The sequence below is a fragment of the Mesorhizobium sp. J428 genome, assembly GCF_024699925.1.
Classification (GTDB): Bacteria; Pseudomonadota; Alphaproteobacteria; order Rhizobiales; family Rhizobiaceae; genus Mesorhizobium_A.
On sequence record NZ_JAJOMX010000001.1, the window covers coordinates 2709364 to 2722799 of the forward strand.

The 13436-nt window shown below is 68.1% G+C and carries 13 protein-coding genes; 11 read left to right on the forward strand and 2 right to left on the reverse strand.

All coding sequences use genetic code 11. The features are described 5' to 3' along the window. Positions 1–104 precede the first annotated feature (104 nt). The 6 genes from LRS09_RS13695 to LRS09_RS13720 all read left to right on the forward strand — a co-directional run bounded on the left by LRS09_RS13695 (position 105) and on the right by LRS09_RS13720 (position 8533). Positions 105–1784, forward strand: a complete 1680-nt coding sequence (locus LRS09_RS13695) for an ABC transporter permease (protein WP_257807320.1) — start codon at positions 105–107, stop codon at positions 1782–1784. Between the two features lie 9 nt (positions 1785–1793). Then, the gene (locus tag LRS09_RS13700; protein WP_257807321.1) at positions 1794–2435 is read left to right on the forward strand and encodes an ATP-binding cassette domain-containing protein; all 642 of its coding nucleotides are present in this window, start codon (positions 1794–1796) and stop codon (positions 2433–2435) included. 2 nt (positions 2436–2437) lie between these two features. Then, complete coding sequence (gene hrpB, locus LRS09_RS13705; protein WP_257810189.1) at positions 2438–5014, forward strand: ATP-dependent helicase HrpB; 2577 nt, start codon at positions 2438–2440, stop codon at positions 5012–5014. 262 nt (positions 5015–5276) lie between these two features. Further along, positions 5277–6614: an ActS/PrrB/RegB family redox-sensitive histidine kinase gene (locus tag LRS09_RS13710; RefSeq protein ID WP_257807323.1), complete on the forward strand. Its 1338-nt coding sequence runs from the start codon at positions 5277–5279 to the stop codon at positions 6612–6614. An 80-nt stretch (positions 6615–6694) separates the two neighbouring features. Further along, complete coding sequence (locus LRS09_RS13715) at positions 6695–7258, forward strand: ActR/PrrA/RegA family redox response regulator transcription factor (protein ID WP_257807324.1); 564 nt, start codon at positions 6695–6697, stop codon at positions 7256–7258. A gap of 150 nt (positions 7259–7408) precedes the next feature. Further along, a complete protein-coding gene (locus tag LRS09_RS13720; protein WP_257807325.1) occupies positions 7409–8533 on the forward strand; it encodes a P1 family peptidase in 1125 nt (374 codons plus the stop codon). Between the two features lie 137 nt (positions 8534–8670). On the opposite strand, the gene LRS09_RS13725 is transcribed toward LRS09_RS13720, so the two are convergent. Then, positions 8671–9174 (reverse strand): MmcB family DNA repair protein, encoded by a 504-nt coding sequence (locus LRS09_RS13725; protein WP_257807327.1) that lies wholly within the window; start codon positions 9172–9174, stop codon positions 8671–8673. Positions 9175–9280: 106 nt separating this feature from the next. Between LRS09_RS13725 and LRS09_RS13730 the strand changes: the two genes are divergently transcribed. Together LRS09_RS13730 and LRS09_RS13735 are read left to right on the forward strand one after the other, a co-directional pair. Continuing rightward, entirely contained in the window at positions 9281–9526 is a 246-nt protein-coding gene (locus LRS09_RS13730; RefSeq protein ID WP_257807328.1) for a BrnT family toxin, read from the forward strand. Continuing rightward, positions 9523–9825, forward strand: coding sequence for a BrnA antitoxin family protein (locus LRS09_RS13735; RefSeq protein WP_257807329.1), 303 nt, complete (start codon positions 9523–9525; stop codon positions 9823–9825). Before LRS09_RS13730 ends, LRS09_RS13735 begins: the two co-directional genes overlap by 4 nt. Before the next feature lie 6 nt (positions 9826–9831). Here LRS09_RS13735 and LRS09_RS13740 read toward each other — a convergent pair whose 3' ends face one another. After that, entirely contained in the window at positions 9832–10044 is a 213-nt protein-coding gene (locus LRS09_RS13740) for a SlyX family protein (protein ID WP_257807331.1), read from the reverse strand. Between the two features lie 174 nt (positions 10045–10218). On the opposite strand from LRS09_RS13740, the gene LRS09_RS13745 reads away from it, so the two are divergent. From LRS09_RS13745 to LRS09_RS13755, 3 genes are read left to right on the forward strand one after another with little or no spacing between them, the layout of a single operon-like run. Further along, the gene (locus LRS09_RS13745; protein ID WP_257807334.1) at positions 10219–11751 is read left to right on the forward strand and encodes an ABC transporter ATP-binding protein; all 1533 of its coding nucleotides are present in this window, start codon (positions 10219–10221) and stop codon (positions 11749–11751) included. Continuing rightward, complete coding sequence (locus tag LRS09_RS13750) at positions 11748–12299, forward strand: cysteine hydrolase family protein (protein WP_257807336.1); 552 nt, start codon at positions 11748–11750, stop codon at positions 12297–12299. The genes LRS09_RS13745 and LRS09_RS13750 overlap by 4 nt, the downstream gene beginning before the upstream one ends. Continuing rightward, entirely contained in the window at positions 12296–13435 is a 1140-nt protein-coding gene (locus tag LRS09_RS13755; protein ID WP_257807338.1) for an ABC transporter permease, read from the forward strand. Before LRS09_RS13750 ends, LRS09_RS13755 begins: the two co-directional genes overlap by 4 nt. The last annotated feature ends 1 nt before the right edge of the window (position 13436 follow it).

Sequence of the window (13436 nt, forward strand, 5' to 3'; positions counted from 1 at the left end):
GCCGATCTCCCCCTTGAGGGGGAGATGGCCGGCAGGCCAGAGGGGGGTATCGGCGCGAACGACCGGCGATCCGAATCGTTCACCTCTGTATCCCGCATCCTGCCATGCTGACTCGCCTCGGCCCGCCGCTGGCGATCCTACTCTTGACCGGGCCGATCCTGGCGGGGCTGGCTGGGACGTTGCTGCCGGCGTTCGGATACCTGCCGGCGCTCGGTGGGGACGTGGTGTCGCTGGAGCCGTTCCGGCAGCTGGTGGCGGAGCCGGGCATTATGCGGTCGGCGCTGCTCAGCCTCGGCACGGGGCTGGCGGCGACGGCGATCTCGGTGCTGGTGGTGGCGCTGTTTCTTGCCGGGTGGACGGGGACAAAAACCTTCGCGCGCGTGCAGCATCTGATCTCGCCGCTGCTGTCGCTGCCGCATGCGGCGGCGGCGTTCGGGCTGGCGTTCCTGATTGCGCCGTCGGGAATGATCGCGCGGCTGGTCTCGCCCGGCCTGACCGGCTGGGAGCAGCCGCCGGACTTGCTGATCGTCAATGATCCGATGGGACTGTCGCTGGTGGCTGGGCTGGCGGTGAAGGAGATCCCGTTCCTGTTCCTTGTGGCGCTCGCGGCACTCCAGCAGGCGAGCCCGGCGCCGCGGGCGGCGCTGGTGGCCTCGCTGGGCTATGGCAGGGTGGCGGGCTTCCTGTTCTCGACCTGGCCGGCGATCTACCGGCAGATCCGCCTCGCGGTCTTCGCGGTGCTCGCCTTCTCGACCTCGGTGGTCGACGTTGCCGCGATCCTCGGGCCGACCAGCCCGGCGCCGCTCGGCGTGCGGATCGTCGGCTGGATGGCCGATCCGGACCTGTCGATGCGCTTCAAGGCGTCGGCGGGCGCCCTGCTGCAACTCGCCGTCACGGCACTGGCGCTGCTGATCTGGACCGTGGTCGAGCGGGTGACGGCGGACATCCGTGACAGGCTGTGCGAGCAGGGCTGGCGCGCCCGGCGCGACGGCGCGCTGCGCTATGGCGGGCTGGGCGCGATGTCGCTGTCGGGGCTGGTGGTCATGGCCGGGCTGGCGACGCTCGGCATCTGGTCGGTCGCCGGCCTGTGGCAGTTTCCCGATGCGCTGCCTAAGGAATGGACCCTGTCGACCTGGATGAAGGTGCTGCCGCGCGTGGGCGGACCGCTGGCGACGACGCTGATCGTGGCGGCCATCGCGACGGCGATCGCTGTCTGGGTGACGATCCTCTGCCTGATGCGGGAGGACCGAACCGGCCGCGCCGCCGGCCGGGGGGCGCTGGCGATCGTCTACCTGCCGCTGATCGTGCCGCAGGCGGCTTTCCTGTTCGGACTGCAATTGCTGTTCCTGCTGGCGGGCTTCAACGCCTCGCTGCCGGCTCTGGTGCTGGCGCATCTCGTCTTCGTCATGCCCTACGTCTTCCTGTCGCTGTCCGATCCGTGGCGCGCCTACGACCGGCGCTACGACGCGGTCGCGGCCGGGCTCGGCAAGGGCCGGCTGCGCACGCTGCTGTCCGTCCGCCTGCCGATCCTCATGCGGCCGATCCTCGTCGCGGCTGCGGTTGGTTTCGCGGTGTCGATCGGACAGTATCTGCCGACGCTGCTGGTTGCCGGCGGGCGGCTGCCGACGATCACGACCGAGGCTGTGGCGCTTGCGTCGGGCGGCAACCGGCGCGTGATCGGCGTCTATGCCTTCCTCCAGATGCTCCTGCCTGTGATCGGCTTCGCGATTGCCACGCTGGTTCCGGCGCTGCTATGGCGGCGCTTCCGCGCGTTGCGATACTGACGGAACCCGATGTCCGAGAAAGGCCTCATGCTGGATCGCGTGACGATCGCGCTCGGCGGGCGCGTGCTCGTTTCGATCACGCATGCCGTGGCGCCGGGCGAGGTGCTGACCGTCATGGGGCCGTCAGGCTCCGGCAAGTCGACGCTGCTCGCCTATGTCGGCGGCTTCCTCGATCCGGCCTTCGAGGCGTCGGGGACCGTGAGCGTGGATGGCATCGACATCACCGGCCTGCCGGCGGAGGAGCGCCATGCCGGCCTGCTGTTCCAGGACGCGTTGCTGTTTCCGCACATGACGGTGGCCGACAACGTCGCCTTCGCGCTGCCGTCTGATGTGAAGGGCAGGGCGCTGCGCCGGACGCGCGCCGAAGAGGCGCTGGGGGATGTCGGGCTGGAAGGGCTGGGCGAGCGCGACCCGGACACGCTGTCGGGTGGGCAGAAGGCGCGTGTGGCGCTGGCGCGCACGCTGCTTTCTTCGCCGCGCATGCTGCTTCTGGACGAGCCGTTCTCGCGCCTCGACGCGGAACTGCGCCAGCAGATGCGCGAGCTGGTGTTCGGCAAGGCGAAGGCGTCCGGCCTGCCGATGATCCTCGTCACGCATGACGAGGCGGACGCGGCGGCTGCCGGCGGCCCGGTCGTGCGGATCGGGGCGTGACGATGCGCGACCTGCCGAAGCTTCCCGTCACCGAGGCGCTGCCCGGTCTGCTCGCGGCCTTGCGCGAGCGTTCGTCGGCCGTGCTGGTCGCACCGCCCGGCGCCGGCAAGACGACGCTGGTGCCGCTGGCCCTGCTGGACGAGCCGTGGCGCGGCGATGGAAAAATCCTGCTTTTGGAGCCGCGCCGCATCGCCGCCCGCGCCGCGGCGCGGCGCATGGCCGAGCTGCTGGGCGAGGAGCCGGGCGGCACGGTCGGCTATGCGATGCGCATGGAGAGCAAGGTCGGGCCGAAGACGCGCATTCTGGTCGTCACCGAGGGCGTGCTGGCGCGGATGATCCTCGACGATCCGGAGCTGACGGGTATCGCCGCCGTGCTGTTCGACGAATTCCACGAGCGTTCGCTCGACGGCGATTTCGGCCTGGCGCTGGCGCTGGACGTGCAGGGCGCGCTGCGGCCGGATCTCAGGCTGCTGGTGATGTCGGCCACCATCGACGGCGCGCGGGTGGCGTCGCTGCTGGGCGACGCGCCGGTGATCGAGAGTGAGGGGCGCAGTTTTCCGGTCGACATCCGCCACGAGGAGCGCGGGCCGGACGAGCCGGTGGAGGACGCGATGGCCCGCGCGATCCGTGGTGCGCTGGCGAAGGAGGAGGGGTCGGTGCTCGCCTTTCTGCCCGGCCAGCGCGAGATCGAGCGCACTGCCGAACGGCTGGAGGGCCGCATCCCGGCCAATGCCGACGTGGTGCCGCTGTTCGGCAATCTCGATGCGCGCACGCAGGACGCCGCGATCCGCCCGGCGCCGGCGGGGCGGCGCAAGATCGTGCTCGCCACTTCGATCGCGGAAACGTCGCTGACCATCGACGGCGTGCGCGTGGTGGTCGACAGCGGCCTGTCGCGGCTGCCGAAATACGAGCCGGCGACCGGCCTGACGCGGCTGGAGACGGTGCGGGTCTCGCGCGCCTCGGCCGACCAGCGCGCCGGCCGCGCAGGCCGCACGCAGCCGGGCGTCGCCATCCGGCTATGGCGTGCCGAGCAGACGGCGTCGCTGCCGGCCTTCACGCCGCCCGAAATCCTTGAAGCGGACCTGTCCGGCCTGGTGCTGGACGCCGCCGCCTTTGGCGTCGCGGACGTTTCGACGCTCGCCTTCCTCGACCCGCCGCCGAAGCCGGCACTGGAGGAAGCGCGCGCCCTGTTGCGCGAACTCGGCGCGATCGACGGCGAGGGGCGGCTGACCGATACCGGCAAGGCGATGCGCGGCCTGGCGCTGCCGGTGCGACTGGCGCACATGGTGGCGGAGGCGGCGAAGTCCGGCGAGGCACAGGCGGCAGCGGAAATCGCGATGCTGCTGACCGAGCGCGGGCTGGGCGGGCCGAGCGTCGATCTGGAGCGGCGGCTGGAGGGGTTCCGGCGGGATCGTTCGCCAAGGGCGGAGAATGCGCGGGGGCTGGCGCGAAGGCTGGCGAAGTCGGCGCTGCCCCTCATCGCCCTGCCGGGCACTTCTCCCCGTCATGACGGGGAGAAGGAGGCAGCTCCGGCGTCGATACCGGCACCGCAAACGTCCGCGGGCCCCTCTCCCCGTCCTTTACGGGGAGAGGGTAAGGGTGAGGGGCAGCCTCTCTCCCTCGGCGCGCTCCTCCTCTTCGCCTGGCCCGACCGTGTGGCTAAGGCGCGCGGGGCACTGGGGCGGTTCGTGCTGGCCAACGGGCGCGGTGCCATGGTCGAGGAGACCGATCCGCTGGCGAAGGCGCCGTTCCTCGTCGTGGCCGACCTGCAGGGCAAGGCGCAAAATGCGCGGATCGTGGCCGCGGCTGCGGTGACGGAAGAGGAGATCCGCGCCGCGCTCGGCGACCGGATTGCGCGGCGGATCGAGGCGTCCTTCGATCCGGAGAAGCGCGCCGTCAGGGTGCGCGAGGCGGTGACGCTGGGCGCGATCCAGCTTGGCGAGCGCCCATTACCGGCACCGACCGGCGTCGACGCCGACCGTGCCGTGGTCGAGGCGGTGCGCGAGAATGGGCTCGCGATCCTGCCGTGGGAGAAATCCGCCGAGGTGCTGCGGCGTCGGCTGGCTTGGCTGTACAAGGGTCTGGGCGCGCCCTGGCCGGAGGTGTCGGACGAGGCGCTGGTGGCGCGGCTGGACGACTGGCTGCTGCCCTATCTGCCGGGTGCTGCGTCGCTGTCGCGCATCGCTCCGTCGGTGCTGACGGAAGGGCTGATGTCGCTGGTGCCATACGATCTCCAGCGCAAGGTGGCCGAGCTTGCGCCGACCCACTTCACTGTGCCGACCGGCAACAGCTTGCCGATCCGCTACGAGGAGGAGGGACCGGTGCTGGCGGTGCGAGTGCAGGAGCTGTTCGGACTGGACGCGCATCCCTCGATCGCCGGCGGCACGGTGCCGCTGACGCTGGAGCTTCTGTCGCCGGCGCATCGGCCGATCCAGACAACGCGCGACCTGCCGGGCTTCTGGCGCGGCTCCTGGGCCGACGTGCGCTCCGACATGCGCGGCCGCTATCCCAAGCATGTCTGGCCGGAAGACCCGCGCCAGGCCGCGCCCACCGCGCGGGCCAAGCCGCGCGGGACGTGAGCGGGGCGGTTTTTGGTCTCGCCGGCGCCAGGACCCCCTCACCGTCTCGGGCTTCGCCCGATCCACCTCTCCCCCATTTCATGGGGGCGAGGAGTGGCAGCGTCGGCGATTGGCGTCTCCTCTCCCCCGGGCAGGGGGGAGAGGTGGCCCGAAGGGCCGGTGAGGGGGTGCTTGGCGCCATCGATGGAGGGAGGAACAATCTTCCCGACGACGACATATCGAGGCCCTTGGCCCGGCGGGCGCGCGGGCGCATAAGAGCGCGATGCTGCTCGACCTGCGTGCCCCGGACCCGCAACTTTCCCGCCGCCTGCGCCTCAACACGCTGATCCGGCTGCGCTGGCTGGCGGTCGCGGGCCAGAGCGCAGCGGTGATGGTCGTCGCCTACTGGATGGGATTCCCGCTTCCGGTCGGCCTCTGCTTCGCGCTCATCGCCTGCTCGGCCTGGCTGAACCTGCTGCTCGCCTTCCGCTATCCCTCGACGCACCGGCTGGAGCCGAGCGCGGCGATGGGCATCCTGCTCTTCGACACGCTGCAGCTTTCCGGCCTGCTCTACATGACCGGCGGCATGACGAACCCCTTCGCCGTGCTGATCGCCGTCCCGGTCGTCGTCTCGGCGACATCGCTGCCGCTCCAGCTCACCACGGGCCTGGGCGTCATCGCCATCCTGGCGACGACGGTGCTGGCCTTCTTCCATCTGCCGCTGCCCTGGTATCCGAACGCCGAGTTCCCGATCCCGTTCATCTATGTCGCGGGCCTGTGGATCGCGGTGGTCTCGACCATCGTCTTCACCGCCGTCTACGCCTGGCGCGTCGCCGAGGAGGCGCGCCAGCTCGCCAATGCGCTGACGGCGACCGAGCTGGTGCTGCAGCGCGAGCAGCATCTTTCCGCACTCGACGGGCTGGCCGCGGCCGCCGCACATGAGCTCGGCACCCCCCTCGCCACAATTGCGCTCGTCGCCCGCGAGATGGAGCGCGCGCTGGGCAGCGACCCGAAATTTGCCGAGGACGTGACGCTGCTCAGGACCCAGAGCGAGCGCTGCCGCGAGATCCTGAAGCGGCTGACCAGCCTTTCCTCCACCTCGGAGGAGCACATGGCGCGGCTGCCGCTCTCCTCGCTGATCGAGGAGGTGATCGCGCCGCACCGCGACTTCGGCATCCGAATCCAGCTCGAGGCGGGAGAAAAAACCGGGCCGGAGCCGGTCGGCCGGCGCAATCCGGGCGTCATCTACGGCCTCGGCAACCTGGTGGAGAACGCCGTCGACTTCGCCCGCGAGACGGTGACGATCCGTTGGGGCTGGAACCAGTCCAGCATCAGCCTCATCATCATTGACGATGGTCCGGGCTTCCAGGCCGAGGTGCTCGACCGGATCGGCGAGCCCTACATGACCACGCGGCCCGGCGGCGGTGCGGCGGACGGCCAGTCGGGCGGCGGTCTGGGGCTTGGCCTGTTCATCGCCAACACGCTGCTGGAGCGCTCCGGCGCGACGGTCTCGTTCCGCAATGCGAGCGAGAGCGGCAAGGGTGCTCTGGTAGAAGTTGTATGGCCGCGCGACGTGTTTCTGCGCGATGCGCCCGAAGAACCTGCGAAGATCGCTTCTTGAAGCCGGCGCAATGCTTGGATTATGAGCCGCGTGTCGCCTATAGTGCGACAAGAAGAAGCAGGGAAAAGGGATAGGGCGCCATGACGGCAGACACGATACAACCGGCGTTGGCTCCAGGCGAGGATGCAAGCCTCCTTATCGTCGATGACGACAAGCCGTTCCTCACCCGGCTTGCGCGCGCGATGGAAGGCCGCGGCTTCGCGGTCGAGACCGCCGAGAGCGTCGAGGAAGCCGTCGCCAAGGCCAAGGCGCGTCCGCCTGCCTATGCGGTGGTGGACATGCGGCTGGGCGATGGCAACGGACTCGACGTCGTCGCCGCGATCCGCGAGAAGCGGGCAGATTCCCGCACCGTGATCCTCACCGGCTACGGCAACATCGCCACCGCTGTCACCGCCGTGAAGCTGGGCGCCATCGACTACCTGTCGAAGCCGGCCGACGCCGACGACGTGGTGGCCGCGCTGACCCGCACCGGCTCCGAGCCGATCGCACCGCCCGAGAACCCGATGTCGGCCGACCGGGTGCGCTGGGAACACATCCAGCGCGTCTACGAGATGTGCGACCGCAATGTGTCGGAGACGGCACGGCGGCTGAACATGCACCGGCGGACGCTGCAGCGGATACTGGCGAAGCGGGCGCCGCGGTGAGAGAAGCCGGTTGGCCGCAGGCGAATTCGTCATGCCGGTGGCATGACGAAAGGCTTCGAGCGGCGGGAGGTGCCGCAGGCACCGGGCCCCGCCCGGTGTCTGCCGCAATGGTGCTTGCAGCAAGGCCTGAGAATCTGCGCTACTCAACGCATGACCGCGCCCATCAGCCCTCACTGGCTCCGCACCCCCTCCGGCCTCGTCCGCGCGCGTGGGCTCGGCCTACCTTTCCCCGGAGAGCCGGGGCCGCTCAACGCGATCACCGACGTTGCCGGCGTGGAGGTCGGCTATTCGACCATCATCCGGGGCGACGGGCCGCTGGTGGTCGGCCAGGGACCGGTGCGCACCGGCGTGACCGCCATCCTGCCGCGCGGCAAGGCCGGCCTGAACATCCCCTGCGCTGCCGGTTTCTGGTCGCTGAACGGCAATGGCGAGATGACCGGCACGATCTGGGTCGAGGAATCCGGCGAGCTCGACATGCCGGTGACGATCACCAACACCCATTCCTGCGGCGTCGCGCGCGACGCGACGATCCGCTGGCTCTATCCGCGCCTCGGCGGCATCTCCGATTCCTGGGGCCTGCCGGTGGCGGCCGAGACATTCGATGGCGACCTGAACGACATCAACGGCTTCCATGTGACCAACGAGCATGTGTTCGAGGCGCTCGACTCCGCGGCGTCCGGCCCGCTCGAACAGGGTTCGGTGGGCGGCGGCACGGGCATGATCTGCTACGACTTCAAGGGCGGCTCCGGCTCGTCGTCGCGGCGGGTGACGGCGGCTGGAGAGACATATACCGTCGGCGTCTTCGTCCAGTCGAACTTCGGCCGCCGGCACGAATGCACCATTCTTGGGGTGCCGGTCGGCAAGCATATCGGACACGATCTGCTGCGCGGCAAGCCGGCCGGCTCGATCATCGTCGTGGTTGCCACCGATGCGCCGATCGCAGGGCGCCAGGCGAAGAAGCTCGCCCGTCGCGTCGCGCTCGGCATGGCCCGCACCGGCGCACTCGGCCACGATTCCTCCGGCGACATCTTCCTCGCCTTCTCGACGGCCAATGCGGAGGGCTATGCGGCGCCGAGGGGCACGCTGAGGCGGATGGTCGAACTCTCCAACGCCGACATCGATCCGCTCTATGAGGGCGTGGTCGAGGCGACAGAGGAGGCGATCGTCGATTCGATGGTTGCCAACCACACGATGGTCGGCCGCGACGGCGCGACGTCGATCGCGCTGCCGCATGAGGAACTGGTGGAGGTCATGCGGCGGTATGGGAGGATGTAGGCTCCTCCACCGCCGTCATGCTCGGGTTTGTCCCGAGCATCTACCGACGTTGGCAAGTATCCGCCTCAACGATGTGTGCCAGTCTTGAGAGGCCAGTAGACCCTCGGGACAAGCCCGAGGATGACGACCAGCCGTCGCTACTCGCTCTCGCCGTCCACCGGCTCGATCGCAATACCGGCCATCTCCGCCGCCATCAGGCGCGCCGCACCCGTGCGGGCCATGCGCAGCGTCAGCGCCTTGCGCGTCGGGGCGGCGAGGCGGTGTTCCGGTGCCTCGCGCAGGATTTCGGCGCCGTAGCCGTCGGAGAGGATGAAGCCGCATTCGTCGGGGAAGATTTCGGCCGGCACGTCCGGGTGCGTGGCGAAGAAGAAACGGTCGCAGAACAAGCGATATTCCGGCCATTTGCGGTCGACGCGGAAATCCTCGATCGAGGATTTCACCTCGATGATCCAGACGTCGCCGTTCTTCATCAGCGCGACGAGGTCGGCGCGACGGCCCGTCACCAGGCACAGTTCCGGCAAAAGCGTCGCGCCCATCTCCCAGAACAGCCGCTGCACGCCGCGCCTGACCAGCATGGCGCGCTCGGACTGTCGGCCGTCCACCAGCGGGTTCGGGGGTTTGATCGGGGAGACAATGGGCATGGCGAGAGGTTAGGGGATTCGCCGCGGAAGGACAATATTCCCAAGTGCCGGGTCAACCATACATCGAGTTGATGACTCGGGGTGTTTTTTCGTGTACGGAATTGAAATGGAGATACTCTGGGACGAGCCGAAGCGGATCGCCAATCTCGACAAGCACGGCCTGGATTTCGCCGCGCTGACCGAAATGTTCTTCGAGACGTCAACGGTTATTCCCGCCAAGCACGAACGATGGATGGCGGTGGGGTATCTCGAAGGCCACAAGATCTCCGTGGTCTTCCGACCGCTCGGACGCGAGGCGCTGTCGGTGATGTCGATGCGACCCGCCGGTGCCAAGGAAAGGAAGCTGATATGACGAAGAAGATCAAACTCCTGAAGGAATTCCAGCCCGGTCGCGGCTACAGCAAGGAAGATTGGGACGCAGTCGACAGCCCGGAACCGACGGAAGAGGAACTGCGGCAGGCAAGACCATTCCGAGAAGCCATGCCTGACCTGTACGAAACATTGCAGCGGTCTCGCGGCCGGCCGCGTATCGAGAGCCCGAAGGAGGCCGTCACCCTTCGCCTGGATTCCGCGACCATTCAGAAATTCAAGTCCAAGGGTGCCGACTGGCGTGCGAGAATGGCAGAGGCACTCGACAAAGCGGCAAGCTGACCGCGCTCACCAGTGCGGCGGCCTGGTCACCGGGATCTCCGGGGCGGTCGCCTCTTCCAGTCCCGTCAGGCGCAGCGACATGGCGTCGAGGCGGCGGGTCAGGTCGTCGATGGTCTTCCAGGCTTTGCCGATCTCGGCGGAGAGTTCCTGGATCGTCCGCTCCTGCTCGGCGGCGAGCACTTCAAGCGAGGTGAGGCGCTCGTCCTTTTCCCGTGACATGACAGATGGCTCTCCGCGCTCGCTGTTTCGAAATTGACAATGACAGCCCGTTTTGTCGAGACTGCGTCCTGGGCATAGTTCCAGCGGGTTCTTGGCATCGAAACCCGCCGCATGCTAGGGATTTGACCAAACGATAAAAAGCCGGCGGGACCCGGCGTCGGAACGGGACGGCGTATGGCGGACGCGGCGATCGAACTGGTCGGCATCAACAAGAGCTTCGGCGCTGTTCGGGCCAACCGCGACATCCAACTCACGGTGGAAAAAGGCACCATCCACGGCATCATCGGCGAGAACGGCGCCGGCAAGTCGACGCTGATGTCGATCCTCTACGGATTCTACCAGGCCGATTCGGGCGAGATACGCATCGGCGGCAAGCCGGCTGCGATCAAGACGCCCAACGAAGCGATCGCACACGGCATCGGCATGGTCCACCAGCACTTCATGCTGGTCGAGACCTTCACCGTGCTGGAGAACATCATCCTCGGCGCCGAAGGCGCCGCGCTCCTCAACAAGGGCATTGCCAAGGCGCGGGGCGAACTGCACCGGCTGGAAGAGGAATACGGGCTCGAGGTCGATCCGGACGCGGTGATCGAGGAACTCGCCGTCGGCCTGCAGCAGCGCGTCGAAATCCTCAAGGCGCTCTATCGCGGCGCAGAAATCCTCATTCTCGACGAACCGACCGGCGTGCTGACGCCGGCCGAGGCCGACCATCTGTTCCGCATCCTGCGCAGGTTGAAGGATGAGGGCAAGACGGTCATCCTGATCACGCACAAGCTGCGCGAGATCATGGCCGTCACCGACAACGTCTCCGTCATGCGGCAGGGCCAGATGGTCGCGACGCGGAAGACGTCCGAGACGACCGTGGAGGAACTGGCCGAGCTGATGGTCGGCCGCCGCGTGCTGCTGCATGTCGAGAAGGGCGAGGCGAAGCCGGGCGAGGTGAAACTGTCGGTGCGCAACCTCACCGTCAAGGATTCGCGCGGCGTCACCATGGTCAAGGACGTGTCCTTCGACGTGCGCGGCGGCGAGATCGTCGGCATCGCTGGCGTTGCGGGCAACGGCCAATCGGAGCTGATCGAGACGATCGCCGGCATCCGCAAGGCGGTCTCGGGATCGGTCACGCTCGATGGCCGGCCGGTCGACGTCATGGGTGCGGCCGACCCGGCGGACCTGCGCCGGCGCGGCCTCGCCCACGTGCCGGAGGACCGGCACCACATGGGCCTGATCCTGCCCTTCGAGGAATACGAGAACTCGATCCTCGGCTATCACAACGATGCCGAATACGGCAAAGGCCCGTTCCTCGACCTCAAGGCGGTGGAGGCGGATGCCCGCGACAAGATCGCGAAATACGACATCCGTCCCGGTGACCCGCATTTGAAGACCGCGAATTTTTCCGGCGGCAACCAGCAGAAGATCGTGCTCGCGCGCGAGATGGAGCAGGACCCGGGCGTGCTGATCGTCGGCCAGCCGACGCGGGGCGTCGACGTTGGCGCGATCGAGTTCATCCACAAGCGCCTGATCGCGATGCGCGACGCCGGCAAGGCGGTGCTGCTGGTTTCGGTCGAACTGGACGAGATCCGCTCGCTCTCAGACCGCATTCTGGTGATGTTCGACGGCCGCGTCGTCGGCGAGCGCGGGCCGGACGCGACCGAAGGCGAGCTCGGCCTGCTGATGGCGGGTGTCGAGCAGAAGGAGGCGGCGGAATGAGCACGCCGGCTTTGCTCGTGATCGATGTGCAGAACGCGATCGACGATCCGGTCTGGGGCCGGCGCGGCCAGCCCGAGATGGAGGACAGGATCGCAGACCTGCTGCAGGCATGGCGCGCGCGCCACCTGCCGGTGGTCCATATCCGCCACGACTCGACCAATCTCTCCTCGCCCTATCGCCCGGGCAGTCCCGGGAACGATTTCAAGGCCGAAGTGGCGCCGCTGCCCGGCGAGCCGGTTGTCGACAAGCGCACCAACAGCGCCTTCATCGGCACCGACCTGATGGACGTTCTCGACGAACTCGACGTGCGCCAGCTGGTGATGACCGGCGTGCTTCTGGAGAACTCCATCGAGGCCACCGTGCGCATGGCGGGAAACCTTGGCTTCGAGGTGGTCATTCCCGAGGACGCCGTCGCCAGCGTCGATCGCACCGACCGGCGCGGCCGCCATTGGCCGGCCGAGGACGTGCATGCGCTCACGCTCGCGATACTTGAGAACGAGTATGCGCAGATCACCGATACGCGTTCCTTGATCGAGGCCCTGCCATGAGCACCCCGTATGCCAAGCTCCCAGGCTGGGCCGACTACGGCCTGCTTCCACTGATCAACCTGATCGTCGCCTTCTTCGTCGCCGGACTCGTGGTACTGCTCGTCGGCGAGAGCCCGTTCGAGGCGGTGCAGCTGATGCTCAAGGGCGCGTTCGGCAGCGGCCGCGGCATCGGCTACACGCTCTACTATGCGACGAATTTTATCTTCACCGGACTGGCGGTGGCGGTCGCCTTCCATGCCGGCCTCTTCAACATCGGCGGAGAGGGGCAGGCGTCAGTGGCAGGTGTCGGCGTGGCCATCGTCTGCCTCGCCTTCGATTCCGTCCTGCCGTGGTGGATCACCTATCCGATCGCTATCGTGGCCGCGGCGCTGTTCGGCGCGGCCTGGGCGCTGATCCCGGCCTGGCTGCAGGCCTATCGCGGCAGCCACATCGTCATCACGACGATCATGTTCAACTTCATCGCCGCCAGCCTCATGGTCTACCTGCTGGTGAACGTCTTCAAGGCGCCCGGCCAGCAGGCGCCGGAGACGCGCGTGTTCCTCGAAGGCGCCAACATTCCGAGCCTGGAGCCACTGCTCGGTGCGCTCGGCATCGCGGCACGGCGCACGCCGCTGAACATCACTTTCTTCGTCTCCCTGATCGCCGCCTTCGGCGTGTGGGTGCTGATCTGGCGCAGCCGTCTCGGCTATGAGATCCGCACAATGGGCCACAGCCCGAAGGCCGCGCGCTATGCCGGCATCGGCGAGAAGCGCATCATCATCGTGACGATGCTGATCTCGGCCGGCCTCGCCGGCCTGATGGCGCTGAACCCGATCATGGGCGCGCAGGACCGCATGCAGCTAGGCTTCGTCGGCGGCGCCGGCTTCGTCGGCATCGCTGTGGCGCTGATGGGCCGGTCGCACCCGGTCGGCATCATCCTCGCCGCGATCCTGTTCGGCATGCTCTACCAGGGCGGCGCCGAGATCGCCTTCGAGATGCCCAACATCACCCGCGAGATGATCGTCGTCATCATGGGTCTGGTGATCTTCTTCGCTGGTGCGCTGGAGCACATGTTCCGGCCGGCGGTGCAGGCGGTGTTCGCTTCGCTGAAACCATCGAGTATGGGGCTGAGGCCCAAAGCGGCGGGAGACGCCTGAC

Coding starts and splice junctions, on each gene's coding strand:
- LRS09_RS13695 (WP_257807320.1), top strand. CDS start 105: ATGCTGACTCGCCTCGGCCCGCCGCTGGCGATCCTACTCTTGACCGGG.
- LRS09_RS13740 (WP_257807331.1), bottom strand. CDS start 10,044: ATGTCACGGGAAAAGGACGAGCGCCTCACCTCGCTTGAAGTGCTCGCC.
- LRS09_RS13715 (WP_257807324.1), top strand. CDS start 6,695: ATGACGGCAGACACGATACAACCGGCGTTGGCTCCAGGCGAGGATGCA.
- LRS09_RS13735 (WP_257807329.1), top strand. CDS start 9,523: ATGACGAAGAAGATCAAACTCCTGAAGGAATTCCAGCCCGGTCGCGGC.
- LRS09_RS13750 (WP_257807336.1), top strand. CDS start 11,748: ATGAGCACGCCGGCTTTGCTCGTGATCGATGTGCAGAACGCGATCGAC.
- LRS09_RS13755 (WP_257807338.1), top strand. CDS start 12,296: ATGAGCACCCCGTATGCCAAGCTCCCAGGCTGGGCCGACTACGGCCTG.
- LRS09_RS13700 (WP_257807321.1), top strand. CDS start 1,794: ATGTCCGAGAAAGGCCTCATGCTGGATCGCGTGACGATCGCGCTCGGC.
- LRS09_RS13710 (WP_257807323.1), top strand. CDS start 5,277: ATGCTGCTCGACCTGCGTGCCCCGGACCCGCAACTTTCCCGCCGCCTG.
- LRS09_RS13730 (WP_257807328.1), top strand. CDS start 9,281: ATGGAGATACTCTGGGACGAGCCGAAGCGGATCGCCAATCTCGACAAG.
- hrpB (WP_257810189.1), top strand. CDS start 2,438: ATGCGCGACCTGCCGAAGCTTCCCGTCACCGAGGCGCTGCCCGGTCTG.
- LRS09_RS13745 (WP_257807334.1), top strand. CDS start 10,219: ATGGCGGACGCGGCGATCGAACTGGTCGGCATCAACAAGAGCTTCGGC.
- LRS09_RS13725 (WP_257807327.1), bottom strand. CDS start 9,174: ATGCCCATTGTCTCCCCGATCAAACCCCCGAACCCGCTGGTGGACGGC.
- LRS09_RS13720 (WP_257807325.1), top strand. CDS start 7,409: ATGACCGCGCCCATCAGCCCTCACTGGCTCCGCACCCCCTCCGGCCTC.